This is a genomic window from Arsukibacterium sp. (assembly GCF_036735525.1).
Taxonomy (GTDB): Bacteria; Pseudomonadota; Gammaproteobacteria; order Enterobacterales; family Alteromonadaceae; genus Alishewanella.
This window is the reverse complement of the sequence record NZ_DAINOE010000031.1, coordinates 1-25,368: the sequence shown is the minus strand read 5'-3', so window position 1 is coordinate 25,368 and position 25,368 is coordinate 1. Positions and strand designations below refer to the sequence as shown.

The 25,368-nt window shown below is 48.2% G+C and carries 22 protein-coding genes; 14 read left to right on the top strand and 8 right to left on the bottom strand.

The window, feature by feature from the left end; translation table 11 throughout:
- Positions 1-3 precede the first annotated feature (3 nt).
- Entirely contained in the window at positions 4-291 is a 288-nt protein-coding gene (locus V7D78_RS08100) for a DUF2798 domain-containing protein (protein ID WP_333607938.1), read from the bottom strand.
- A 178-nt stretch (positions 292-469) separates the two neighbouring features.
- Between V7D78_RS08100 and V7D78_RS08095 the strand changes: the two genes are divergently transcribed.
- Together V7D78_RS08095 and V7D78_RS08090 are read left to right on the top strand one after the other, a co-directional pair.
- The gene (locus V7D78_RS08095) at positions 470-1,318 is read left to right on the top strand and encodes an NAD(P)-dependent oxidoreductase (RefSeq protein WP_333607937.1); all 849 of its coding nucleotides are present in this window, start codon (positions 470-472) and stop codon (positions 1,316-1,318) included.
- Between the two features lie 59 nt (positions 1,319-1,377).
- Positions 1,378-3,408, top strand: a complete 2,031-nt coding sequence (locus V7D78_RS08090) for a hypothetical protein (RefSeq protein ID WP_333607936.1) — start codon at positions 1,378-1,380, stop codon at positions 3,406-3,408.
- Here V7D78_RS08090 and V7D78_RS08085 read toward each other — a convergent pair.
- The 3 genes from V7D78_RS08085 to V7D78_RS08075 form a co-directional block, all read right to left on the bottom strand.
- Entirely contained in the window at positions 3,380-4,231 is an 852-nt protein-coding gene (locus tag V7D78_RS08085; RefSeq protein ID WP_333607935.1) for an RluA family pseudouridine synthase, read from the bottom strand. The genes V7D78_RS08090 and V7D78_RS08085 overlap by 29 nt on opposite strands.
- Before the next feature lie 87 nt (positions 4,232-4,318).
- Complete coding sequence (locus V7D78_RS08080; RefSeq protein ID WP_333607934.1) at positions 4,319-5,389, bottom strand: cache domain-containing protein; 1,071 nt, start codon at positions 5,387-5,389, stop codon at positions 4,319-4,321.
- A 71-nt stretch (positions 5,390-5,460) separates the two neighbouring features.
- On the bottom strand, positions 5,461-6,852 hold the full coding sequence (locus V7D78_RS08075; RefSeq protein ID WP_333607933.1) for a PhoH family protein: 1,392 nt from the start codon (positions 6,850-6,852) through the stop codon (positions 5,461-5,463).
- Between the two features lie 230 nt (positions 6,853-7,082).
- On the opposite strand from V7D78_RS08075, the gene rapA reads away from it, so the two are divergent.
- The 5 genes from rapA to V7D78_RS08050 all read left to right on the top strand — a co-directional run bounded on the left by rapA (position 7,083) and on the right by V7D78_RS08050 (position 13,296).
- On the top strand, positions 7,083-10,004 hold the full coding sequence (gene rapA, locus V7D78_RS08070; protein ID WP_442886516.1) for an RNA polymerase-associated protein RapA: 2,922 nt from the start codon (positions 7,083-7,085) through the stop codon (positions 10,002-10,004).
- Between the two features lie 39 nt (positions 10,005-10,043).
- Complete coding sequence (locus tag V7D78_RS08065; RefSeq protein WP_442886515.1) at positions 10,044-10,694, top strand: RluA family pseudouridine synthase; 651 nt, start codon at positions 10,044-10,046, stop codon at positions 10,692-10,694.
- A 175-nt stretch (positions 10,695-10,869) separates the two neighbouring features.
- Positions 10,870-11,958 carry an OmpA family protein gene (locus tag V7D78_RS08060; protein WP_333607932.1) on the top strand — a complete coding sequence of 363 codons (1,089 nt, stop codon included), beginning with the start codon at positions 10,870-10,872 and terminating at the stop codon, positions 11,956-11,958.
- Between the two features lie 214 nt (positions 11,959-12,172).
- Positions 12,173-12,475, top strand: coding sequence for a hypothetical protein (locus tag V7D78_RS08055; protein WP_333607931.1), 303 nt, complete (start codon positions 12,173-12,175; stop codon positions 12,473-12,475).
- 71 nt (positions 12,476-12,546) lie between these two features.
- The gene (locus V7D78_RS08050; RefSeq protein WP_333607930.1) at positions 12,547-13,296 is read left to right on the top strand and encodes a DUF3530 family protein; all 750 of its coding nucleotides are present in this window, start codon (positions 12,547-12,549) and stop codon (positions 13,294-13,296) included.
- On the opposite strand, the gene djlA is transcribed toward V7D78_RS08050, so the two are convergent.
- Positions 13,293-14,090 carry a co-chaperone DjlA gene (gene djlA / locus V7D78_RS08045; RefSeq protein ID WP_333607929.1) on the bottom strand — a complete coding sequence of 266 codons (798 nt, stop codon included), beginning with the start codon at positions 14,088-14,090 and terminating at the stop codon, positions 13,293-13,295. The two genes, V7D78_RS08050 and djlA, sit on opposite strands and share 4 nt — an antisense overlap.
- A 162-nt stretch (positions 14,091-14,252) precedes the next feature.
- Between djlA and V7D78_RS08040 the strand changes: the two genes are divergently transcribed.
- The 7 genes from V7D78_RS08040 to V7D78_RS08010 all read left to right on the top strand — a co-directional run bounded on the left by V7D78_RS08040 (position 14,253) and on the right by V7D78_RS08010 (position 22,891).
- Positions 14,253-16,517, top strand: coding sequence for an LPS-assembly protein LptD (locus V7D78_RS08040; protein ID WP_333607928.1), 2,265 nt, complete (start codon positions 14,253-14,255; stop codon positions 16,515-16,517).
- 11 nt (positions 16,518-16,528) lie between these two features.
- The gene (surA, locus tag V7D78_RS08035; protein ID WP_333607927.1) at positions 16,529-17,818 is read left to right on the top strand and encodes a peptidylprolyl isomerase SurA; all 1,290 of its coding nucleotides are present in this window, start codon (positions 16,529-16,531) and stop codon (positions 17,816-17,818) included.
- A complete protein-coding gene (gene pdxA / locus V7D78_RS08030; protein ID WP_333607926.1) occupies positions 17,819-18,814 on the top strand; it encodes a 4-hydroxythreonine-4-phosphate dehydrogenase PdxA in 996 nt (331 codons plus the stop codon).
- On the top strand, positions 18,807-19,625 hold the full coding sequence (gene rsmA / locus V7D78_RS08025; RefSeq protein ID WP_333607925.1) for a 16S rRNA (adenine(1518)-N(6)/adenine(1519)-N(6))-dimethyltransferase RsmA: 819 nt from the start codon (positions 18,807-18,809) through the stop codon (positions 19,623-19,625). Before pdxA ends, rsmA begins: the two co-directional genes overlap by 8 nt.
- A complete protein-coding gene (gene apaG / locus V7D78_RS08020) occupies positions 19,616-19,993 on the top strand; it encodes a Co2+/Mg2+ efflux protein ApaG (RefSeq protein WP_333607924.1) in 378 nt (125 codons plus the stop codon). The genes rsmA and apaG overlap by 10 nt, the downstream gene beginning before the upstream one ends.
- Positions 19,993-20,811: a symmetrical bis(5'-nucleosyl)-tetraphosphatase gene (locus tag V7D78_RS08015; protein ID WP_333607923.1), complete on the top strand. Its 819-nt coding sequence runs from the start codon at positions 19,993-19,995 to the stop codon at positions 20,809-20,811. Before apaG ends, V7D78_RS08015 begins: the two co-directional genes overlap by 1 nt.
- Positions 20,812-20,878: 67 nt before the next feature.
- Positions 20,879-22,891 carry a methyl-accepting chemotaxis protein gene (locus V7D78_RS08010; RefSeq protein WP_333607922.1) on the top strand — a complete coding sequence of 671 codons (2,013 nt, stop codon included), beginning with the start codon at positions 20,879-20,881 and terminating at the stop codon, positions 22,889-22,891.
- 61 nt (positions 22,892-22,952) lie between these two features.
- Here the strand turns inward: V7D78_RS08010 and V7D78_RS08005 are convergent, their stop codons facing one another.
- The 3 genes from V7D78_RS08005 to cgtA form a co-directional block, all read right to left on the bottom strand.
- Positions 22,953-23,333, bottom strand: a complete 381-nt coding sequence (locus V7D78_RS08005; RefSeq protein ID WP_333607921.1) for a DUF3718 domain-containing protein — start codon at positions 23,331-23,333, stop codon at positions 22,953-22,955.
- Positions 23,334-23,394: 61 nt separating this feature from the next.
- Positions 23,395-23,892 carry a type 3 dihydrofolate reductase gene (gene folA / locus V7D78_RS08000; protein ID WP_333607920.1) on the bottom strand — a complete coding sequence of 166 codons (498 nt, stop codon included), beginning with the start codon at positions 23,890-23,892 and terminating at the stop codon, positions 23,395-23,397.
- A 9-nt stretch (positions 23,893-23,901) separates the two neighbouring features.
- Positions 23,902-25,062, bottom strand: coding sequence for an Obg family GTPase CgtA (gene cgtA, locus V7D78_RS07995; RefSeq protein WP_333607919.1), 1,161 nt, complete (start codon positions 25,060-25,062; stop codon positions 23,902-23,904).
- Between the last annotated feature and the right edge of the window lie 306 nt (positions 25,063-25,368).

Below are 25,368 nucleotides of genomic sequence, written 5' to 3'. Positions count from 1 at the left end.
TCGCTAGCGCTTCGCCGTGTTGTTTTCAGCAGCATTGCCAGCGGCGCGATCAACAACACTGTTAACCACTGGTTTAATTAAACTGGCAGTCAGACGTCGACTTAGTGGTGCAAAAATAAACACCAGTGGGAAAGCGCAGGCATGGGCGATCAGATAGGCTTTCAGCCAACTGAGTACAAAGCCATCAAACCAACCCAGATTGATCAAGGTTAAAATGCCTGACATTAAAAAGGCCATAAAACCAGACATAATAAACGCAAACACCGCGGCCTGATATTTCGCTGCAAACAAAGTGAACTCCAGTGATAATCCTGATTTTTAAGGCGCTATTATAACCTTAGCGCTAACCAATAACAGTCAGGCCGAATAAAAGAGTAAAATACACATGAAACAAGTGGTTTTTTTAGATGCCGGTAGCCTGGGTGATACCGATTTATCGCCGTTACAGCAAGCAGGAGCCCGCTGAACCTTGCACAGCCATACTGCTGCAGCGCAAGTGATCAACAGATTGCAACAAGCCGATATCGCCATTGTCAACAAAGTAAAGCTTGATGCCAGCGTGCTTGCCGCCTTACCGCAACTCAGCGCCATCCTGGTGGCTGCCACCGGTATGGATAATATTGATCTTAATGCTGCACGCCAGCGCGGTATCAAGGTGTCAAATGTTCAGCACTATGCCGACACGGCGGTACCGCAACAGGTGTTTGCCATGTTATTGGCGCTGAGCAATCAACTGCTGCCTTATCAGCGCGCTGTGCAGCAAGGACGCTGGCAGCAAAGCCAACATTTTTGTTTTATGGATTACCCTATTACTGAACTGGCTGGCAAAACCATGACCTTAGTGGGCTATGGCAGTCTGGGGCAGCGCGTAGCCACGCTGGCAGAGGCTTTTGGTATGACAGTCGTGATTGCAGAGCGGGTTAATGCCGCTGTCTGCCGCCCAGGCAGAACTCCTTTCGAACAGGCTCTGGCAAAAGCCGATGTCGTTTCACTGCATTGCCCACTGAACGAAGACACACATCAGCTAATGAATGCTGCCCGTTTAGCCATGATGAAGCCAACAGCCATCTTAATTAACAGTGCCCGCGGTGCCCTGGTAGACTCTGCAGCGCTGCTGCAGGCGTTAACACAAGGCCAACTGGCCGCTGCCGCAATTGATTTGCTGGCAGCAGAGCCGCCAGACGCTAATGAGCCCTTACTGCAGACGCCACTGGACAATCTACTGATTACGCCCCATGTTGGCTGGGCCAGCCAGCAAGCGCGGCAACATATGGTACAGATATTGTCTTCACAGCTGTACCAATTACTATCGGCTTAACCAGACTGGTTTCTGCTAATATTTCAGGCTACACTGGCGAAAATTTTTGACACATTCAGATGATGCGATCTTATTTATTGCTGTTAAGCCTGCTACTTAGCACTGCCAGTCTGGCCGCTGAGTTAACTCAGCGCCTCGAAGACGCCACCAAGCATACTGAAAGGGTGCTTACCAGCTTATTAGCCACCCCCGGCAGTACACTGACTGCTGCCGATCATCTGGTGATGGCGCAAGCTTATCTGACTATTGATAATAAAGAAGCCGCGCTCGAATCAGTAAACAAAGCGGCAGCAGCCAGCAGCGATCCGGAGTTTATCGCCCGTAGTTTGCTGCTTAAAGCGCGCATTTACGGTATTTTATTTCGCGATACCAAGATGGCATTGCAACAGCTGGAGCAAGCCAAACAACTGTTACAAGAGCGTCGCAGTACCAGCTCCCGCCAACTTTATATTGAAGTGTTAACCAATTTTGCCCAAGGCTACAATCAGCTGGGGCAGCTGGCCACAGCGCTGAATTTTGCAGAGCAAGGCCTGGCATTAGCAGAATTACTGCAAGAACCTGCGCGGGAACTAGCCGCCCGCATTTTGCTGGGCCGACTGGCGTTGCAAGATAACCGCTACCAATATGCCAATCAGCAATTACTGCAGGCGCTGGAACTGGCAAGACAGTTAGAAGATGAAGAAGCCCTGGCCTCCATCCATTTCAGACTTGGCATGGCTTATCGCAAGCTGGACGCTCATCAGCAAGCACTGGTGCATTTAGAGCAAGCAGCGGAGCGCTATCAGGCATTAAACCGGCTGTCTAATTACAGCTATGTGCTGGTTTATCTGGCAGAAACCCATTTAGAAGAGCCGGTTGACACCGAAAAAGCAGAACAATATCTACAGCAAGCCTTGATGATAAGCCAGCAAACGCAGGATCTAATGCGTACTGCTATCGTAAATCAGAGCCTTGGCCGGATTTACCAATTGCGACAGCAGCCTGCTATCGCGCAGCAGCACTACAATATTGCTTTGCAGCATTTCAGGCAGTTAAGTGTGCGAACTTACGAACAGGAGAGCAGCCTGGCGCTGGCACGTTTGTATATGCAGCAGCAACAACCGCAACAGGCAGCCAGCTTATTAGAGGAACTGGCACACGATATCAACACAGCCGCACAATACCTGCAACAACGCTATTATCTGCTATTGGCCGAGTTGGCCGTCAACAGTGGTAACTGGCAGCAGGCCTATTTAATGGCTGAACAAGCGCATGAACTGCGTTTTGCAGAGCTCACTTCGCAACTGAAAGAACAACTTGCGGGCCTGAATAATAGTCTGACGGAAGCATCGGCTTCGCAACAGCAACAACAGTTACTGCAAGACCTCGAACAACAGCTGGCTTTGGCGCAGCGTCAGCGGGGCTTATTCCAATTATTATTGGCTGTCGCCATACTGCTGGGAGCGGCACTGTGGTGGAGCAGCCGGCTGCGGGCTATAAAGGCGGTCAGTTTGCCGCTGTCAAGGCCGGAACAGCAATGGTCATCTTTTGCACAACAAGTACAACTTCAAAGCCTGCACGGCAAAGATCCACAATTGTTTGCCATTTGTCTGACAAACCTGACAGAACTGAAATATCGGCATGGCGAGCTCATGGTTGAGCAGTTGTTGAACGCTATTAAGCAACTGATCCTGGCCGAACCTGATCGTCAATTTTTACGTGAAGATAATGTGTTGTGGTTCAGTACTAAAGATCAGCGCGAGGCAGCAGCCCCCCTGCTGCGCAGTGTCGAGCAGCAACGCCAGACATTGCTGCCTGACGCAAAACTACTCTCAATGCAATTACCATTAACCATGATGCTAGGCTCGGCCTGGCAGCCGGAAGAGCTAAGCCCCCTGCGCGAATGCCTGTGGCTGGGTGGTCAGCTGGCGCAAGATCATGCTGAGAAGGCTTCGCACTGGCATCTTTATTACAGCTGTGCCTCTGCGCGGCCCTGTGAATGGCGCTCATCAAATATTCGTTCAGACATGAAAAATGCTTTACGTTTGGCAGAGTTGCTATTAGAAATTAACCAGCAACCCCTCAGGTTGCCGTTGACAGAGCCGGTTTAATACACCACTGCGCGGGCAATTGATACTGCCGCAAATGTTGACGAATGGGACACTGAAAACTCAGTGACACCGCCTGCAAAGCTAAACCATTAGCCGATTTATTCTGTTGACCATAACGTGGATCGCCCATCACCGGATGGCCGATTGCCGCAAAATGCCGGCGGATCTGATGCTTACGGCCACTAATTAGCCTGATAGCTAACCAACTACTCTGTGTCGCAACATCAGTGCTCAATAGCGTAAATTCTGTGCGACAGGGCTTGCCGTCCAGCGGCTGCGTAATCACCCCTTGCGCCAGCAAGTCTGGAGCCAACAGGCCCTGTACCTGAATATGGTAATGTTTTTCGATCTGCCGCCGGGCAATCAGCTGGCTAAAGGCTGCCGCAGCCTTTTTGCTATGCGCCAATAACACCAGGCCTGACGCTTCCCGATCAAGCCGGTGCAATAAAAACACGTGGCGGGCCGGTGAGAAATGCTGCTCAGCGTGTCGCAGCAAGGACAGATGGTCGCCCCACTCATTGCCTTGCGATAACACACCGGCAGGTTTAAACCACAGACTAAACTGCCCCTGATCATCTAACAGCACCGACGTTGTGGCCTGACGCTGCAGCAACGCTTCATCATAATGCAGCTGCAGACGGGCCCCCGCAGGTAAAGGCGTTTGCGCCCGGCGCAAGCGCTTTACCGGCTTGCCCATTAACTGTACCGCACCTTTGTTCATGGCGTCTTTCAGGCGGCCTTTGCTCAACTCGGGGACAGCGGCAACTAACAAATCAATGGCATTGATGGCGGTGCTGGCTTCAAACTGCCGGATTAAGGGCATAACGAATTCATCCTATACTGCCTATTTCAGAACGGAGCACTATCATAGCCGTTAATTATACCAAAGTATCTGCAACACTGCTTAGGATTAGCCTTCACTCTCGCGTTTCGTCAGCTCATTAATTTTTGTAAATAAACTCTCCCAGCCACGAGGGATATGACGTACACCTGTTTTTGCTTCAGCAAGTCGTTCAACGTGTAAGGTCAAACGGTGTAAAGGAGACAGGACTTTCTGCCGATGACGCATTTGCCATAGCAACAGCATTACCAGTAACAATACCCAGTAACTCAGCCAGACCGCAATAAAACGACTGGCACCGCTGGTGAGCAGTGTTTGCTTGCGTTCTAACACCGCTAGTGACCAGGGCGCTGAGTTCAGGCGCTGCACTTGTAATAAATGCTTGTCTAATTGTAAGGTGTGACGAGAATGCGAACTCGCGACCAGTTCACCGGTCTGATCCAGTAACATAAACTGGGTGTCAGTTTGTATTTTTTGCAGCGCAGCCAGCATAGGATCAAGTTGCACCGCTAAGATAAAACGCCCCACTTTACGTTCATCAATAAAAAGAGGCTGGCTTAATGCAGACTGCTCAGGTAAAAAATTCGCATAAAACGTTTGGTGTCGATCGTAGGTTTTTTCTTTGGACGATTCCGTCCAACGTGCTAAAGACTCCGCCACGTAATCTGACCACTTAGCCTGGCCATGAAAAGCGAAACCTTGCTCAGAAACATAGTACAGCCCGGTGACGAATGGCTGACTGTTTGCTGCCAGCTCAAAGTAGGGTGCCAGTTGCTGCAACATGGCAAGCTCTGCCCGTTGCATAGCAGTTAACTCGCTGTCTGCCAACGGCTGGCTAACAAGGTCTTGCTTTGCCAGCCGTAATATGGGGAGAGTGGCCTCAGTTTGTGCCGCACTGTCTTGTGCTAATTGCCATTTCAGGCGGGCCACATTTTGCATCATCTGGCCATAATTCACTATAGGAGCAAACTGTGAGTCTAATTGCATAGACAGCATGCTAAGTTGCAGCCGGCTTTGAGCAAGACGGTTATCCAACCCCAACACATAATGCACCAGTGCCGCTAACAAGCTTAAGCAAAAAATCAGGATATGACCCATTTTCAGGGTCCGACGGTAATCTGAATAGGCCGGAATAAGCATGCAACTCCCTTTGCAACAGCAATATTAGCTCATGCGAAATCCTAACTTATTCCGCTCAATAGTCAATCAACTTATAAATTTGCCTCGGCAAAAGAAGCCAGGCGGCTGCGTACTACCCCATTGAGGTTAATAGTGGTGCTCCCCTCAAAGTTTTTAAAGCGCTCCACAATATAGGTTAAGCCAGAAGTAACGGCGGTCAGATAATTACTGTCAATTTGCGACAGGTTACCCGAGCAAATCAGCTTAGTACCTTCGCCACAGCGGGTAATGATAGTTTTCAGCTGGGCAGCACTGAGGTTCTGGCATTCGTCCAGAATGACAATAGCATTCTGAATGCTGCGGCCGCGCATAAAATTGACTGACTTAAACTGAATATTGGCTTTTTCCATAATGTAATTGACGCTGGCATGCGGATGTTCATCGGTTTTATGCAGCACTTCCAATGAGTCGGTAATGGCAGCCAGCCAGGGGGCCATCTTTTCTTCTTCCGTGCCCGGTAAAAAACCGATAGATTCGGCAATCTCGGGGGTATTGCGGGTGACAATCACTTTGTCATAATGGCCCCGCTCGATCACCAGCTCCAACGCTGCCGCCAGCGCAATCAGGGTCTTACCGCAACCTGCCGGTCCGGTTAAAATCACCAGATCCATTTGTGGGTCTAGCAAGGCTTGCATCGCCATGGCCTGATAGATATTTTTCGGGTGAATGCCCCAGGCCTGCCGATGCATTAAGCGCTCAACCCCAAAGTCAATAATCTTGATTTCCTGCTCGTTAATGGCCAGTACCTTACCGGCAAAGCTCTCTGCCTCATCGATCAGATATTCATTAATATAGGCATTGGGCAACACCTTGCGGCTGACATAATGAATGGTATCCCGTCCTTCATTGATGCTGCGACACTCCCCCACCTGACTCCAGAATTCGCCGGAAAATTTATGATAGCCCTTGTACAGAAATCGCACGTCATCAATCAGCTGGTCAGTGCGATAGTCTTCAACCTGCTTTAGCCCAGCACCTTTGGCTTTTAAGCGCATATTAATGTCTTTGGTCACCAATATGACCTTGGTCGGGCCTTTCTCACGTTGCAGATATAAAGCCGTATTAATAATCAGGTGATCATTTTCACCGCCCGGCAAGCCAGGGATTTCATCTTTAATATGGTGATCATTGATAATAAATAAGTGGCCACTGTCGGCTTGTTCGCCATTTCTGGGAAGCGCGACACCTTGCAGCATTTGCTCAGGGCTGGCATCTCGCAGCACATCTTCCAGCGCGCGGATGGCTACCCGGGCATCACGGCTGACATCTTTGTTACGGTCTTTAATATGATCAAGTTCTTCCAGCACCGTCATGGGTATCACGACATCGTGTTCCTGAAAGTTTAAAAAAGCGAATGGTTCATGTAGCAGGATATTGGTATCAAGGACGTAAATTTTTTTTTCTTTGCTTTTTTTTCGCGCCATACACAGCTCCTATAGAAAAGCAGCAACTCCGTTGATGTGCTACCTGATTAAGCATAGTGCAACAGCAGTGATTTGCAGAAAAAATTACCTGCTGTTAAAGCCACCTTGCCCTTGCGTCATGACAGAACTATGACAACTGTGGCGATGCTTGTAAAAAAAGCCAACAGCAGGCCGTGCAGTTGCTAAGATTTCCTAGTACCATGGCGCCCTTTTTGATGATGGTAGACTGAATGATGACTTTTGCACTGGGACAACGCTGGATCAGCGATACGGAATCTGATTTAGGACTGGGAACAATAGTGGCCGTTGAAGGCCGCATGCTCAGTGTGTTGTTTGCCGCCAGTGGCGAAACCCGCAGCTATGCACAAAGTGAAGCGCCGTTAACCCGCGTGCGTTTTAATGTTGGCGATCAGATTAAAAGTGCAGACGGTTTTAGCCTGGAAGTCAGCGCAATCAGCGAACAACATCAAACGCTGATTTATCAGGGGACCCGTTTAGACAATGGCGAACAGGTCAGTTTACGGGAAACTATGCTGGACCACTTTATCAGTTTTAATAAACCTCAGGATAGGTTGTTCGCCGGCCAGATTGATCGTTTTGACAGCTTTGTATTGCGCTATCAAAGCTGGCAGCAATTACACCGTTTACAGCAAAACCCCTTGCGCGGCTTGTCTGGCGCCAGAGTCAGTTTAATACCTCATCAACTGTATATTGCCGAAGAAGTCGCAAAACGTCATGCGCCAAGAGTACTGTTGGCCGATGAAGTCGGATTGGGTAAAACCATTGAAGCCGGTCTGATTATTCATCAGCAATTAATTTGCGGCTTAGCTAGCCGGGTATTGATAGTGGTGCCGGAGTCTTTGCAGCATCAATGGCTGGTAGAAATGCTACGCCGTTTTAATCTGCATTTTGCCATTTTTGATGAAGAGCGTTGCCAGCAATCACGACTGGATGCTGCCAACCCCTTCGATACGGCTCAACTGGTATTATGTAGCCTCGAGTTTTTAAGCAAGAAAAAAAACTGGCATGAGCTGGCGGTAGGCAGCCACTGGGATTTACTGGTGGTTGACGAAGCGCATCACCTGCAGTGGCAAGCCGATGCGCCCAGTACAGAATACCAACGTATTGCAGCCCTGGCACAGGATACCGCTGGGCTAATCTTACTAACCGCCACTCCTGATCAACTGGGGCATGAGAGCCATTTTGCCCGCTTACGCTTACTCGACCCGGAGCGCTTTTATGACTACCAGCAATTTGTAACGCAGGAGCAGCAGTATCAACACATTGCCAACTGCGCCAAGCACTTGCTGGCCGAAACTGAGCTATCTGCAGCCCTTGCTGCAGAGTTGCAGCTATTGTTGAATGACAGTCGCGCTGACAGCCGCATCGAACAATGGCTGACGGATGCGCAATCTGATGATAGCGATACACAACAAGCCGCTAAAACCGCTCTGGTAAACCAGCTGCTTGACCGCCATGGCACCGGCCGTATTTTATTCAGAAACAGCCGGGCTTTTATTCAGGGCTTTCCACAACGGCAGCCTCTGCTGCAGCCGCTTAGCATGCCGGAGCAATACCTTAATGCCTTGAAGGTACAACAGGCACTGCACCTTAATGCCCCTTTAGCGGAGCAGGTGCAAGCGCAATTATTCCCTGAGCAGGTGTTTCAGACCTTTGAAGGCAAGGATAGTCAATGGTGGCAATTTGACCCGAGGATTGATTATTTGCTGCAGTTAGTTAAACAACACAAGCCAGCCAAATTTTTACTGATTTGTGCCAAGGCCAGTACGGCTTTGGCTATAGAAGAAGCCTTACGGCAAAAAGCCGGCATCCGCGCGGCCGTGTTCCATGAAGGCATGAGCATTATTGAGCGCGATAAGGCCGCAGCCTATTTTGCCCAGGACGAATACAGTGCCCAGGTGCTCATTTGCTCTGAAATTGGCAGTGAGGGCCGTAACTTCCAGTTCGCCCATCACTTAGTCTTATTTGATTTACCACTCAACCCGGATTTGCTGGAGCAGCGCATCGGCCGACTTGACCGCATAGGCCAGCAACATAGCATTCAAATTCATCTGCCCTATTTTAAAGATCAGGCACAACAATTGTTGCTTGATTGGTATCATCAGGGGCTGAATGCGTTTAGCCATACCTGTCAAACCGGTCGTATGGTGTTTGAAGCACAGCAAACCGCACTATTGCCGCTACTGGCCAGTAATCAAACCAGTGGTGCAGCAGTAACACAGTTACTTAGCGAAACACGGCAGTTACAGCAGCAGTTAACCGAACAACTGCAACAAGGCCGGGATCAGTTGTTAGAGTTGCACTCCAGCGGTGGCCATAAGGCGCAGCAACTGGCTGATCAGCTGACTGAAGCCGATAACGATGTACAACTGCCGATGCTGATGTTTAAAGCCTGGGACTTACTGGGAGTGCATCAGGAAGATCGCTCTGACACCAGTATCATTTTAACGCCCTCAGAGCAGATGCAAAGCAGTTACCCTGGTCTTGATGATGAAGGGACCAGTATCACTTTTGACAGAGCAACAGCACTGGCTCAGGAAGACATTCAGTTTTTAAGCTGGGATCATCCTATGGTGCTGGGTACCTTGGATATTTTGACGGCGGATCAGCTTGGTAATAGCTCAGTGGCGCTACTGCCGAATAAAGCCTTACCGGCAGGCAGTTATTTTTTAGAGCTGATTTATCTGGCCGAAGCCAGTGCCCCCCCTGCTTTACAGTTAGGTCGTTATTTACCCGCTACTCCTATCAGGCTGTTACTGGATAAAACAGCGAATAACCTGGCCGCTAAGGTGCCCTTTGACAATTTCAATCGTCAGTTAAAGCCGGTTGGCCTTCAAACCGGCAGTAAATTGGTCAATGTGTTACAGACGTTAATTCATCCGTTACTGGCACAAGCCGAGCCGTTGGCACTAACGCAATTACAGCAGCTGCAGCACAGCGCCAGCAATAATATGCAGCACGCTTTAGGGGCTGAAATTAGCCGCTTACAAGCACTGAGTGCGCTTAATCCTTTAGTGAGGCCAGCCGAAATAGCCCATCTGCAACAACAACTGCAACAGGGCTTAAGCTATATAGACAAAGCCAGATTAAAACTGGATGCGATAAGGCTGGTGGTGGTCACTCATGACTAAATCTCCCGACGTTAAGCCGATGCACAGGGCCGGATAGGAATGCTGCAGCACTATCAGCCACCATTGACGCCCTACTTGCAGGTGTTATATCAGGACCAGCATATCGTAGTGCTGAACAAACCCAGTGGCTTATTATCGGTGCCGGGGAAAGATCCGGCACACCGTGACAGCCTGGAATGGCGTGCCCGTTTAGTCTGGCCAAATATTTGTCTGGTCCACCGGCTGGATATGGCAACATCAGGCATACTGGTGATGGCGCATCATAAATCCGCTCAGCGCGAATTAAACCGACAATTTGCCGGGCGCTTAACAGAAAAACATTACATAGCGGTGGTGGCCGGTCAGGTGCAAGCGGATCAGGGTTGTATCGATCTGCCATTAATTTGTGACTGGCCCAACAGGCCTAAACAAAAGATTTGTTTTGAATATGGTAAAGCATCACAAACCTGTTTTCAGGTGCTGCAGCGAAACACGCTGACTAGCCGCCTGCAATTAACTCCGATCACAGGGCGCTCGCATCAGTTAAGGGTTCATATGCAAATGCTGGGGCATCCAATATTGGGAGACAAATTTTATGCAGCAAAAGATACCCCTCAGGCAGCACGTCTACTTTTGCACGCCAGACAATTAACCCTGACACACCCTGACAGTGGGGAACGTGTAACATTCCTCGCAGAATGCCCTTTTTAGTGCTTTATCACGCTGAGTATTAACGCAGCATTCAGATATTTACGCTAATATACACGCAGTTGGCTCATTTAACGCATATTAGCTGTACCTTCGGCGGTAAAGGCGCTAAAATTAAAACAATTTTATTATCATATGCAACATATTACATCTGTGTGATGCGTCTAAGGAGAAATGGATGAAACTTAAAATCACTACAATAGCCGTTCTGGCTGCACTACCTTTTTTTAGTCAGTCAGCTATTGCTAACAGCCCTACTGCCCAAGAGCTGGACAAAAAAGTATTTGGATCCGTTTTTGGTGAAATGTATTGGACTGACCGCCGCAAAACCCGCTCTGCTGAATGGGATAATGTCAATGAAGGGTGGGGTATGGGTCTTGAACTCGGCTATCGCATCAATCAGAACTGGGGTGTTCGTGCAGAATATGCCAGACAAAGTCTGAAATCTGAAACTCAGAACAGCCGTATTGGTGGCGATCGTTATGGTTTAGATGCTATGTATCACCTTGATAATATGAATGTCTATATTCTGGCCGGTTTAAAGCATTATGAAGCTAACCGTTCCTTTGACGCTGCCAATATCGGTGTAGGCTACCGTCATTTCCTGAACTCAGGTATGGCATTATTTGTTGAAGGTAACCGTTACCAAGCATTAAACAATGGTAGCTGGGCAGATGCCGGTATTAAAGTAGGTGCCTCATGGATTTTTGGTGCGCAAACTGCTGTCGCGCCAACACCAGCTCCTGCTCCAACTCCGGTAACACCTGTGGCTCCAGTAGCACCAGCTGTGGTTGATTCAGATGGTGACGGTGTACCGGATAATATGGACAAATGCCCTAACACACCACGTGCGCACAAAGTAGATGCTGAAGGTTGTACCGTGTTTACTGAAACTATGGGTCGGGTTGGCGATGTCGATATTGAAGTTCGTTTCGGCTTTGACTCTGCCGTTGTTACTGCAGATCAACGTACTGAAGTTGACCAGTTAGCGGCATTTATGAAGCGTTTCCCTGAGTCTTCAGTCGTTATCGAAGGCCATGCTTCAAACACCGGTAACCCAGCTTACAACATGCGCTTATCTGAGCGTCGCGCTAAAGCGGTTGCCGATATGCTGATTAGCCAAGGTGTTGCTGCTGACCGTATTACCTCTAAAGGTTTTGGTGTGACGCAACTGCGTGTTCAGGGCAACACACCTGAAGCGCATGCAGCCAACCAAAGGATCGAAGCTAAAGTAACAGCTAAGATCCAGGAGCCGGTCCTGCGTTAATTCGCTGTGCGTTGTAAAAAATAGTCATTTAGTACTAGTAATAATAAAGCCGCTTCTAAAGCGGCTTTATTTATTAGTAACTTAACCTAAGCTGAAAATATCCATTGCTGTACCTGACAACTGCTGCTATTTTTTACTTCCATCACATAGTTAAGGTAGCAGTAAGATGTCACATTTTATCCTTCGCCGTTGTTGTCCAGCCATAGCACTTGTTGTGAGTTTCAATATCATGGCCGAAACTGAAGAAAACGTGTTATTACAACCTGCTGCCCATGTTTGCACTGACGAAATGGAAGTGCAACGGCTGGCCAATAATCAGCAACTAAGGGAAATGGCTAAAGCACTGGCTGAATTCAAACCCACCCGTCACTGTTTTATTATGGATCACAGTGTGCAAGTGAAAGTGCTGGAGAAACAACACAGCTATATTAAATTCAGTCACCAAGAAGCCGTTTACTACACTTTTTTAGATAATCTAAGCACGGCGACACAGCCAGTCACTTCAGTTACGCCATAACAGAGTAAACTGACATCAGGTTTTAGCGGTAGCGGCCGATAAACAGTCAGAACCTATTCTGGAATATAGCGATGCGATTTTTGTGTTTTATCGTTGCCTTGAGCTGGGCGCTTGAAGCTAGCAGTACTAACCTTGACCCGCAGCAAAGCTGGTATCAGGATTTACAGCGCCAGACAGAGCCAGGCGAACTCATAGAACTGGATGCGCTTGACGGTCGCTTTGCCGCTTTGCAACGTCGTTATCTGAGCAGACAGTTTAAAGGTACCGCCATTCTGGTTCCAGCTGCCGGACATCATGCCGCCAATGATCGCCAGGTTAATTTTTTGCGGCACGCACTGACCTTACAAGGTTGGAATACACTGGCCATTTTACCACCAAATACTGATGATGATGGCTTGACGGCGACGGCCATATTGCAACAGCGCCTGGCGGCAGCCACCAGCATGGCCGCTAGTGAAGGCGGGGTGATCATTGTTATTGCCAAAGGGGATAATGCGGCGCAACTCAACCAGCTTTATCTGGAGCAACAATTACCCGCACCTGCGGCCTTGGTGTTGCTGGGTGCTTATCAACAGAATGCCCAATCTGGCCTCGCATTGGCACACAGCCTGGCCAGCCAAACGTTTCCTTTACTGGACATAATCCAGCCACAGGATCATCCTCTGGCAAAACATCAGTTGGAATTACGCCGGCAGTTGTCTGCTCAACAACAAAAAGCACCTTACCGGCAACGCCTTCTGGCTGGTACCGATTATTCGACAGATCGCCAATACTGGTTAGCTAATGAAATACGTGGTTGGCTGAGCACTCTCGCCCTTTAACGACTTGTTTTGACAGCACGCTGCTGCTTAATGAGTTCGTACGCAGCCTGTAATTCCTGAGTTCGCCGCTTGGCTACTTCTAACATGGCAGTGGGCACGCCCTGAGCCATTAACTTATCCGGATGATGTTGCGCCATTAATTTTCGATAGCAGCGTTTCAACTCAATGTCAGTCATTGACGGTTCTGCAGCTAGTACCTTGTAAGCATCCTGCAAGGCTTTGGCCGAACCGGGTTGACCGTGGCAAAAACGGCTTTGCGCCTGACAACTGTTGCGCATTTGCTCACATTCACGGGCAGTAAATTGTAACTGCAAGCCAACTTGCTGTAGCAGCTGCCATTGTTCAGCACTGAGCTGACCGTCAGCACAGGCGCTACTAAACTGAAACTCCATAAATAACCGAAGCACATCAGGCCGTTGCTGGTAATGTTGGAAAAAACGTTGTAGCGGTGGTTTGAACTGGTAACCGCTGGACTTGCCCTGACCAAACGCCAGTTGCGCTTCTTTCTGCTGCGCCGTATCTAACCCCAGCTGCTGCATCAGCTCAGTGGCCTGTCTGATATCAGAGGGTGTGACGACCCCTTTGGCTTTGGCCAGATGCCCCATAGTGGCGAAAGTGGTAAACATAAACATGGCTTGTTCATCGGCATTCACTGATGACGACCACCCCGACCAGCTGCGGTGGCGTTGTTGCCAGGCACGATCGAATAAATGTCCTATAAAGATACCAATAAAAAGCCCGGGTATTTTCAGGATCGCCATACCAAACAACGCACCAAGAATTTTACCCCACACACCCCATCCTTAATTACAATTTAAGCAGTTAAAGCCTGAATCCACCGATCTAAGCCGCCCATTGCACTATATCGGATTAGCAGGAATTCTAAAATTGATTTATCATAGCTGACCCCCTTTGGGCGCATTTTTCATATTTAACCGCAGGAAAGAGAATACTGCATGAAGCATAGCTTAGGTTGGGCCGTTATTTGCTGGGCAGGACTCAGCTCTGCAACGCCACAAGCCGAAGAAAATACTGTCTTAATCTGTTACCAGCCGATTAAATTACCTGATACCCTGGCTCAGCTGGATCCGCTTGACCAACGCATTCGCATTTCATCTGAGCAAGTAGAACTGGACAGGTATCAGAATGCGTTATTCAGTGGCACGGTAGAGTTAACCCACCGGGATACGCTGTTACGGGCCCCTCTTGCCGCGTTAAACAGTGAACAACAGCGTTTATCTGCCGAAGGCGGCATTGAATATATTAATACCGACATTTCGGTTGCCAGTAGTTCCTTCAGTGCCGATTTGCAGAGCAATGAAGCAAGCTTGACCGATGCCAGCTATCGCTTTAATGACCAGGCTGGCAGGGGTCATGCCCGCACCTTAGTGGCCAGCGAGCAACAATTGCAACTGAGCGAAGCACTGTTTACCACCTGCCCGGTTGATGATAATAGCTGGGCGTTGCATGCCGACAACATCAGCATTAACTCTGATGATGGCTGGGGCGAAGCCCGTAATGCGGTGTTTCGCATAAAAGATATCCCGGTACTGTATTTGCCCTATCTGACATTTCCGGTAAATGATCAACGAAAATCTGGCTTATTACTGCCCAAAATCAGTAGCTCTCAAAAACTAGGTGTCGAGTTGGAACTGCCTTATTACCTGAATCTGGCAGAGAATTACGATCTGACGTTAACTCCACGCTACATGAGTAAAAGAGGCACACAGTTAAAATCAGAGTTTCGGTATCTGACCGCCGCACATCAAGGACAATTACAACTGGAGTATCTGCCATCAGACAACGATAAACCCGCTAACTTTGGCTCACGCTACCTGGGACATCTGAGCAACCGTTCAGATTTCAGCAGCCGAGTTCGTGGCTATATCGATGTGACCGGTGTAGGTGATGACGGTTATTTATCTGAACTTGGCTCGGCATACAACAATCAAAGTGATACACAGTTATATCGTGATGCTGCCCTCAGTTATTATGGTGAGAACATACACTCACAGCTGCGGGTTCAAGGTTTTCAGATTTTAGGCAATTATGATAAAGCTTATACCACGCTACCCGAGTTAACATTGAGCGCAGCCAGACCCTTGCCATTACTTTCATCGCTTGAATTTGATTGGCGGGCACAATACGCCCACTTTCGAAATGAACAGGCATTTTTTAATGCTGCAGACCGCTTTCATCTCGAACCCAGTTTACGCTTGCCCTTTATCACACCTGCGCTGGAAGCCACGGCAGAAACCAGCTTGATTTATACTCATTATCAACAGCAAAGCCGCAACGAGCTTAGCGCAGAGCAACAGACTATTGATCGTGTCGTGCCCAAAGTAAGGTTACATGCCAAGTTGAATCTGGAGCGCGAATACAACTGGTTTGGTGAACCGGCACTACATACCTTAGAGCCGCAAATTCAGTACCTGTACATCCCCTTTCGCGATCAAAGCCACATCGGTTTATATGACAGCACGCGTTTACAAGACGACTATTACGGCTTGTTCCGGCAAAACCGCTTTTCTGGCCTGGACAGGATTAATGAAGCTAATCAGGTAACTGTGGGCTGGACCACTCGGCTGTATGACAATACGGACAATGAATTATTTCGTTTTAGTCTGGGCCAGATTTTTTTCCTGGATTCGCCCAAGCCCGAAGCTAATGAGCAAAGTGATGACATTCGCGCGTCAGAGTCTATGCTGGCCAGCGAGTTAATTTGGCATTGGTATCGACGCTGGTATTTTAATGCTGCCGTACAGTATGATGCTAAAACCCGCCAACTGATAAAAAGTCAGGGCAGCCTCGATTACCGCGGCAGTGAGAAAACCTTATTTCAGTTGAACCATCGCTATAGTCAGTCAGTCTCAGGGGTTGAGATCCAGCAACTTGGGGTGCTTGGCGCCGTTCCGCTAAGCGAGCAATGGCATTTAATTGGCAGTTACTACCGCGATGTGACAAATCATCGTATGATAGACGCTAATTTAGGCCTGCAATATGAATCCTGTTGCTGGGCAGTGCGTTTGGTTGCCAAACGTCAGATCCAGACCAATTTTGACAGCGTTATTGACCAGGTTGGCCAATTAAGCCAGCTGGATACCAGTATCAGCCTGCAATTTGTGTTAAAAGGCTTTGGAGATAAAGCCGGCTTTGGCGTAACCGACATGTTATCAAACGGCATATTCAGTTACCGCCGTCCGTATTTACTAACTAATTAATGTAGGGCTTTATGAAGTTACAGCAATTGTTATGTGTAGTGCTTTTCAGCTGCACCACTTTTTTCCTGAATGCCAGTGAACGCGAAATTGACCGGATTGTTGCTATTGTCGACAACGGCGTTATTTTGAAAAGTGATGTCGAAAACATTGTAGATCGGGTCAAACGCAATGCCAGCGCGCAAGGACAAACTCTACCATCAGATCAGGCTTTACGTACTCAGGCTACTGAGCGCCTTATTATCACCAACTTGCAATTGCAGATGGCCCAGCGTATGGGCTTACAAATCAGTGATGCACAACTAGATGATACTATTCGTAATATTGCCAGAGAAGAAAACCTGAGTTTAGAGGCTTTTCGGCAGCAAGTCGTTGCTGAAGAAGGTGATTTTCAACGTTTTCGTGAGAAACTTCGTGAAGAAATTATTACTAATGAGGTGATGCGGGCTAATGTGCAGCGTCGCATCTATATTACGCCGCAGGAAGTCGACTCACTGTTAAAGCTGATGGAAGAACAAGGTGCAGCTTCGGAACAATATAATTTAGGCCATATTCTGATTAGCATTCCAAGCCAGGCATCTACTGAGCAAATCAATGAAGCACGTGAGCGTGCTGATCAGGTCATGTCTTTATTACAAAGTGGTAGTGATTTTCGCCGCATCGCTATAGCTTCATCTGGTGGCGCCAAAGCACTCGAAGGTGGTGATTTAGGCTGGCTGAATATTAATGAAATGCCAACATTATTTGCCGAAGCAATTCGAGGCCGTAAAAAAGGTGACCTAATGGGTCCACTACGTTCAGGTGCCGGTTTCCATATTTTAACCATTTTCGATATTCGCGGTGAACTGGTGACTGAGTTACAAGAAGTGCAATCCCGCCATATCCTGGTTAAGCCTTCTATCATTGTCAGTGAAGAGCGGGCCCGAAATTTATTAATTGAACTGGTAACAAAATTACGTGATGGTAGCGCCGATTTTGCCGATCTGGCTCGTCAGCACTCAGAAGACCCAGGTTCCAGATTAAATGGTGGTGATTTGGGCTGGAATCAACCGGATGTCTTTGTTCCGGCTTTCCGCGATACCTTATTACGTCTGGACATTAACGAGATCAGTGAACCTTTCCGAACTGAACATGGCTGGCATATAGCCCAGGTACAAGATCGCCGGGTGGTGGATGCCACCGCCGATCGTAAACGGGACCAGGTTTACCGGATGATTTTTAATCGGCGTTTTAATGAAGAATCAGCAAATTTCTTACGTGAACTGCGTGATGATGCCTTTATCGAAGTGTTGCCGGAGAGCTAAATGACGCTGCGAATCGCCATCACCCCAGGTGAACCCGCCGGTATTGGCCCAGACTTAGTGATCGCCCTGGCTCAGCAAAACTGGCCAGTGGAATTAGTGGTTTGTGCTAATGCCCAGTTAATGAGTGCCCGCGCCAGTCAGCTGGGTCTGCCGTTACAGCTTAAGCCGTATCAAGCTGATCTACCGGCCAGCCCGCAACCAGCTGGCACTTTAACTATCGCTGATTTTAGCCTGGCAGAGCCAGTCGAGGCGGGGCAACTTAATAGTGCGAATGGTAGTTATGTTATTGATACGCTTCGATTTGCTGGTGAGGGCGCTATTGATGGTCGTTTTGCGGCCATTGTTACCGGGCCGGTCCATAAAGGCATTATCAATAAAGCCGGTATTCCCTTTAGCGGCCATACCGAGTTTTTTGCGCAACAAACGCAGTCGCCCTATGTCGTCATGATGCTCGCTACCGAAGGTTTAAGGGTGGCACTGGCCACGACTCATATTCCACTGGCTTATGTTGCTAAAGCCATCACCCGCGAACGCTTAATTAAAGTCATTACTATCCTGCATCAGGATTTACAGCAAAAGTTTGGCATTACCAACCCTCGCATCTATGTTTGCGGGTTAAACCCACATGCGGGCGAGGATGGCCATTTAGGCCGTGAAGAGCTGGATATTATCAGCCCAACATTAAACGAATTACGTGCCCTGGGTTTAACCCTGATAGGCCCTTTACCCGCTGATACCCTGTTTCAACCAAAGTATCTGGACAATGCTGATGCGGTTCTGGCGATGTACCATGATCAAGGGCTGCCGGTATTAAAGTTTAAGGGCTTTGGCCGCTCGGTCAACATCAGTCTGGGTTTACCATTAATTCGCACATCGGTCGATCATGGTACGGCTTTAGATTTAGCTGCCACCGGTAAAGCAGACTCAGGCAGTATGCAACATGCCATTAAGCAGGCCATCAGCCTGGCACAACAAACAGTGAAGCAACATGACTGATAAAGTTCATCAGGGCCACCGCGCCCGCAAACGTTTTGGCCAGAATTTTTTGCATGACCCTCAGGTCATTGGCCGCATTGTTAAAGCGATAGCACCAAAAACCACTGATACCCTGGTAGAGATTGGCCCTGGCTTGGGCGCCCTGACCGAACCGGTAGCGGAGCAAGCCGGCAAACTGATTGTGGTTGAACTGGATCGCGACCTGGCCGCGCGGTTAGAGCAACATCCCACCCTGGCCGATAAATTAACTATTTACCAGGCTGATGCGATGAAGTTTGATTTCAGTCAGCTGGTGACGCCTGGCCGCAAGTTAAAAGTCTTTGGAAACCTGCCCTATAACATTTCTACACCGTTATTATTTCACCTGTTTGAATTTGCTGATCACATCGACACCATGCACTTTATGTTGCAAAAAGAAGTCGTACAACGGATGACCGCCGTGCATGGGAGTAAGGCTTATGGCCGGCTGAGTGTGATGACACAATTTTACTGCCAGGCCATGCCAGTGGTTGAAGTAGGCCCGGGCGCCTTTAAACCTGCCCCTAAGGTAGACTCTGCCGTAGTTCGCTTACTGCCTTATGCCACTGAACATCGAGCTAAAGTTGACCCGGCGATATTAAACCGGGTCTGTCTGGAAGCCTTTAACCAAAGGCGTAAAACCTTACGTAATTGCTTTAGTAACTTTGCCAGCGCAGAGCAAATCACTGCGCTGGGTATTTCGCCAACATTGCGGCCAGAGCAATTGTCTGTCGCAGATTTTGTGCGTATTGCCCAGTGGCTGGCAACACAGGAAACTAACTCATGCGTTTAGCTGAACATATTGAAGTTCAGGCGGACACCTTCTATTTAGGCGCGCAATCCGATCCTGATGCCTCACGTTTTGTGTTTGCTTATAGCATCACCATCAGTAATCATAGTTCGCAGCCAGTCCAACTGTTGCGCCGCTATTGGTTAATCACTGATGCTAACGGCAAAACAGCTGAAGTGTACGGTGATGGCGTGATTGGTGAGCAACCAAAACTTAACCCTGGAGAAAGCTATAGCTATACCAGCGGTGCAGTGCTGGATACACCGGTAGGCACTATGCAAGGACATTACGAAATGCAAGGTGCCGATCAGCAATTATTTAATGCCGCCATCCCCTTATTCCGGCTGGCTATGCCTAATATCCTAAACTAATGGCCACATACGTTATTGGGGATTTACAGGGCTGTTTTGACCCCCTGCAGCGGCTGTTACAACACATCAATTTTAGCGCCAAAGATACACTTTGGTTTTGTGGTGATCTGATTGCCCGCGGCCCAGACTCATTAGCCTGCCTGGAGTTTATTCGCGATCTTGGCCCACAAGCCCGCTGCGTATTGGGCAACCATGACTTACACTTTCTGGCCAGTTACTATGGCTACAGTCAGCTCAAAGCCGAAGACCAACTGCAGCAACTAACACAAGCCAGCAATCTGCCGCAGCTAGTGAACTGGTTGCAACAGCAACCCTTAATCCATATCAGCGACAATCAACAGCATGTAATGGTGCATGCCGGATTGGCACCCGACTGGGATATCAGTACCGCTTTGCTGACTGCGGCGGCGGTATCACAGTTAATTCAGCACCAACCTGAACAAATATTTGCTATTATGTATGGCAATACACCTACAAGCTGGCTTAATGCTAAAACTGATAGTGAAAGATGGCGCTTTACCATTAATGCCTGTACTCGTATGCGCTTTTGTCGTCAGGATGGTTCGTTAGAATTTAAAGAAAAAGGCAGCCCGCTGCGGCAAGTGTCCTTGGTGCCCTGGTATGAGTTCTGGCGACACAAACCCCATCCGGAGTTATTTTTTGGGCACTGGGCGGCATTAAATGGCTATAGCCCTATTGCCAACATACATGCTTTAGACACTGGCTGTGTCTGGGGAAATTCCCTGACCGCCTATTGTATTGAGACACAACAACGCTATAGCGTTGCAGGACAACAACACAGCGTCATGCCTGACTGATCAGGCTTGTGCGTTAGTAAAACATAAGCTAAGGTGCTGTAATAGCACTATTTGAGTAGGAGTTTTTATGAAGTTAACCGTAGCCTTACGGGTAATGGGTGGTTTTGGCGTTATTTCGTTGCTGCTCCTTATTATCGGCCTCACCTCCTATAGTCGACTGAACAATATCAGTGCCTCTACCGCTGAAGTTAACCAGGTGTCTATACCCGCCTTAGAGCAAAGTGCGCTGATGAAGAGTGAGTTTGTGCTGATGAGCAAAAAAAGCCTTGAGGCCTTTCATGCACAATCGGCCGACGATATTCGCAACTTACGGCAGCAATTTAGTGGCCATCAGCAAAGCTATGATAAAGCCGCACAACAATTACAGCAGGTACTGCAACATAAAGTGACTTTGCGCAATGCTGCTAATCAGGTCGGCACTGCCTATCAGGAATTTCAGCAAACCGCAGAGCGTTTGTACCAGCAACTTAATACCAATATTCAATTACGCGACAACATCACCAACAAGTTAAGTGATTTAGAAATGAGTGCCGATGATATGGCATCTTTAATTCTCGATTTAACCGATATTCGTGATGTGCAAAGGCGCTTTCCCCGTTCATATCAAGCTTCCACACAAATGGAAACGGGCATCAATACACTGATTAACAATGTAATTGATCTTAACCGTACTGAGTCAGATACCACAGCGGCAACAGTAAGCAATGAAATCGCCTTTCGCTTACAGGAATTAAAAGATCAATTTGCTATTATCAAGGCTGAAGCAGGTAATCAAATCCCGCAAGTTGAAGAATTAGAAGATAAGTTGAACGACGTTACAGCTAATTTAAGTGGTAGCAGCAGCATACCCGCGTTAAAAGAACAGCGCCTAAAAGGTGTGGCTAATGCCACTGCACTACTCGGCAGTGCAGATGAACAGACCAACAATGCGCTGAGCCGTTTAGATACCTTATTAGCGCAAAGCAGTGCCGCCGCCGGCGATATTCAGGCAGCAGCAGAAGCAGATGTGCGAAATGCTGTGACCATTATTTTGCTGGTGGCGCTGGGCTCTATCGTATTAGCTATTATTATTGCTTACTTCACCGTACGCAGCATTAAACAGCCGTTGGACAAAGTAAATGCCATACTGGAAGTGGTCGCTTCCGGCGATCTGACACAAAAACTGGATGACAGCGCTCAGGACGAGTTTGGCGAACTGGCCAGAAACTGCAACAAAGTGATTAATAACTTGCAGCAGCTGATCCAGGGCATTATTTCCCGTTCAACCCAATTAGCTGCCGCTTCTGAGCAAACCTCGGCCATTACCGTGCAAACCACTCAGGCTATTCGTGAGCAAAAATCGCAGGTAACTCAGGCTGCTACTGCCACCACGGAAATGAGCAGCACCTCTCAAGGCGTATTACAAAGCTCAAATGATGCGTTGGCAGAAATTAAAAATGCTGATAAAGAAGCTGAGCGGGTTAAATCTATTTCGCTGGATAACAAGAAAACTATTATTCAACTATCAACCGAAGTTGAACAGGCTTCTGGTGTCATTAATAAACTGCATAAAGACAGCGCCTCTATCGGCAGTATTCTTGATGTTATCCGCGGTATTGCTGAGCAAACCAACCTGCTGGCATTAAATGCCGCCATTGAAGCAGCCAGAGCGGGTGAACAAGGCCGTGGTTTTGCGGTAGTTGCCGACGAAGTACGTTCGCTGGCCAGTAAAACCCAGGCATCTACCCAGGAAATTCAGGCGATGATCCAGGTGTTACAAAGCGGTGCCCAAGCCGCGGTAGAAGCGATGAATAAAGGCAAAAAACAGGCTGAAAACTGTGTGACTCAGACGGAAGTCGCGACTAATGCGCTGGATTCCATCACCCATGCCGTGCATATGGCGCATGATATGAGTGAACAAATATCTAGTGCGGCCAAAGAGCAAAATCAAGTCTCACATGAAATCAGTAAGTTACTGGAGTCTATTGTCTCTATTGCCGAAGAAACCGCCTCAGGTGCTGAGCAGACATCAGAATCCAGCCATGAAGTGGCGCGCTTAGCAGAAGAGCTTCGCCAATCGGTCGATCAGTTTAAGGTCTGAGCCTGGATTGATCTAAGCAAAAAAAATCCGCCAATGGCGGATTTTTTTTTAATCTTATTCGTTAATCTGTTGCACCAGCACGCGAACGTAAACTCTCCACTAAAGGTGAATCGGCAAAGCCATTGGCAATAGCCCAGTCTATATCACCTGAATCAGTGATCTGAGAACCTGGTAATTGCCGTGCAATAAAGTCACCTACATCAGGCGCGTTAGAACGAAACGCATGCCGGATCAACGACTCACCATTACAGACTACACCATCATACACATTGCGCAGGCGTAGACGGTAATCACTCAGTACTTTACGTAAGCGGTTACGATCATTTGCAGCCACATAGTCACAAATAGAAGCAGCCAATTGTTGATCGGCATGTGCTACCGGTGAAACCAGCACTGCAGCACCTAGCGCCGCTGTACAAAACAGGGTTGGTAACAATCTCATTTACTACTCCTTATCTATAACTGTCGTTTCATCTTAGCAATATGTACAGACTGGTGCAAATTTAGTCGTCAGCCTGCAAACGCTCTAAGGTTAAAAAGGTATAATCATAAGGGTTTTTTTCATCAGCCGCATGAAATTGCTCAGAAATAAGCTGCCAGTTTGCTGCAGCCTGATAGTCTGGAAACAAGGTATCACCCTTAACATCTAACGCAATCTCTGTCAGATACAAACGTTGTGCCAGCGGTAAACATTGCCGGTAGATTTCAGCGCCACCGATAATCATCAGCTCAGGCTGGTTAACACTGGCTAATGCCTGCTCAATGCTGTTAAACCAGACAGCGCCCTTAGTATCAGCGGGTATCTGCCGGCTTATCACCAAATTATCGCGCCCGGGTAAGGGCCGGCCAATAGACTCAAAGGTTTTGCGACCCATTAATACCGGTTTACCCAAAGTAATGCGTTTAAAATGCTGCAAATCAGCAGGTAAATGCCAGGGCATCTGGTTATCAAGACCAATGACCCTGTTGTTAGCCATGGCCGCTATCATTGAAATTAGCATAATACCGGCCTACCGCTGATAAATAACTTCGACGTCGTAATCATCATCATCAAAATCGTCGTCATCATCTAAGTCATCTTGCAAGCTGGCGGCAGCTTCTTCATGATAATCATCCCACTTAAAGTTAACCGGATCGGTTAACGGCTCGGCGATGGCATCTGCTGGTAACTGTTCAATATAACTAAGAATATCGGCAGCCAAGCGCTCGGTGTTTTCGCGAGCAGCGGCAGAGATGGTGAGCACCGGGCCTTGCCAGTCCAGCGCACTAACCACTTTACTGACAATCTCTTGCAGTTCATCTTCCAGCACTAAGTCGAGCTTGTTAAACACTAACCAACGCGGTTTAGCTGCCAGTTTAGCGCTGTATTTATGCAGCTCCTGCACTATGGTCAGGGCATTTTCTGCTGGATCTGAGCCATCTGCTGGCAACACATCCACAATGTGCAGCAATAAGCGACAGCGCTCGAGATGCTTTAAAAACTGGATACCCAGGCCAGCCCCCTCTGAGGCGCCTTCAATCAGACCGGGAATATCGGCAATCACAAAGGAGCGGTGAGCTTCTACCCGCACCACACCCAGGTTTGGTACCAGCGTGGTAAACGGATAATCTGCGACTTTAGGCTTTGCCGCTGATACCGCACGAATTAACGTCGATTTACCGGCATTGGGCAAACCTAGCAAGCCCACATCGGCTAGTAGTAATAATTCCAGGCGTAAATTACGAATTTCACCCGGAGTACCATTGGTTTTTTTACGGGGGGTACGGTTAGTGCTGCTGGCAAAACGGGCATTGCCCAGGCCATGCCAACCGCCTTTAGCAACCATCAGTTTCTGGCCATTTACCGTCAAATCGCCAATCACTTCATCAGTATCAACATCTACAGCCCGGGTGCCTACAGGCACGCGCATAATGAGGTCTGCACCGCGTTTACCGGTGCAATTTACGCTGCCACCATTCTCACCCCGTTCAGCTTTATGGTATTTCTCGAACTGATAATCGACCAGGGTATTGAGGTTTTCATCTGCCTGCAGGAAAACATCGCCGCCATCACCGCCGTCACCACCGTTAGGACCGCCCTTAGAAATAAACTTTTCACGCAAAAAACTGATAATACCATTACCGCCATCACCGGCTTCGACACGGATTATCGCTTCATCAACAAACTTCATTGGGTTAGATCCTGAATTTACTGTGGTCAGAGGTTGTGCAAGGCACCGAGTGCTAAGTATAACCTAACTAGCAGAAGGGGTGGAAATTTAAAACCAGAGCGAGGCATTTGCGCTTCATCGCTTTCATACAGGGGTCTACTTTTAGCGTCCATTAAAAATGGGATGATTACCGCTGTGATAGCTATATTGGTCACTGCTTTAGTAAATTATTTATTTTGTAGCCATGCTCATTAAAATTGAATTTTTCAAAATTGAACCGTACCAACACTTTTGGACACCTTGCTAAGTGAGTACAATCGCTTAACG

Coding starts and splice junctions, on each gene's coding strand:
- apaG (WP_333607924.1), top strand. CDS start 19,616: ATGCGTTTAGCTGAACATATTGAAGTTCAGGCGGACACCTTCTATTTA.
- V7D78_RS08040 (WP_333607928.1), top strand. CDS start 14,253: ATGAAGCATAGCTTAGGTTGGGCCGTTATTTGCTGGGCAGGACTCAGC.
- cgtA (WP_333607919.1), bottom strand. CDS start 25,062: ATGAAGTTTGTTGATGAAGCGATAATCCGTGTCGAAGCCGGTGATGGC.
- V7D78_RS08075 (WP_333607933.1), bottom strand. CDS start 6,852: ATGGCGCGAAAAAAAAGCAAAGAAAAAAAAATTTACGTCCTTGATACC.
- rapA (WP_442886516.1), top strand. CDS start 7,083: ATGATGACTTTTGCACTGGGACAACGCTGGATCAGCGATACGGAATCT.
- rsmA (WP_333607925.1), top strand. CDS start 18,807: ATGACTGATAAAGTTCATCAGGGCCACCGCGCCCGCAAACGTTTTGGC.
- V7D78_RS08015 (WP_333607923.1), top strand. CDS start 19,993: ATGGCCACATACGTTATTGGGGATTTACAGGGCTGTTTTGACCCCCTG.
- V7D78_RS08080 (WP_333607934.1), bottom strand. CDS start 5,389: ATGCTTATTCCGGCCTATTCAGATTACCGTCGGACCCTGAAAATGGGT.
- V7D78_RS08065 (WP_442886515.1), top strand. CDS start 10,044: ATGCTGCAGCACTATCAGCCACCATTGACGCCCTACTTGCAGGTGTTA.
- V7D78_RS08050 (WP_333607930.1), top strand. CDS start 12,547: ATGCGATTTTTGTGTTTTATCGTTGCCTTGAGCTGGGCGCTTGAAGCT.
- V7D78_RS08060 (WP_333607932.1), top strand. CDS start 10,870: ATGAAACTTAAAATCACTACAATAGCCGTTCTGGCTGCACTACCTTTT.
- V7D78_RS08005 (WP_333607921.1), bottom strand. CDS start 23,333: ATGAGATTGTTACCAACCCTGTTTTGTACAGCGGCGCTAGGTGCTGCA.
- surA (WP_333607927.1), top strand. CDS start 16,529: ATGAAGTTACAGCAATTGTTATGTGTAGTGCTTTTCAGCTGCACCACT.
- folA (WP_333607920.1), bottom strand. CDS start 23,892: ATGCTAATTTCAATGATAGCGGCCATGGCTAACAACAGGGTCATTGGT.
- V7D78_RS08090 (WP_333607936.1), top strand. CDS start 1,378: ATGATGCGATCTTATTTATTGCTGTTAAGCCTGCTACTTAGCACTGCC.
- pdxA (WP_333607926.1), top strand. CDS start 17,819: ATGACGCTGCGAATCGCCATCACCCCAGGTGAACCCGCCGGTATTGGC.
- V7D78_RS08085 (WP_333607935.1), bottom strand. CDS start 4,231: ATGCCCTTAATCCGGCAGTTTGAAGCCAGCACCGCCATCAATGCCATT.
- V7D78_RS08010 (WP_333607922.1), top strand. CDS start 20,879: ATGAAGTTAACCGTAGCCTTACGGGTAATGGGTGGTTTTGGCGTTATT.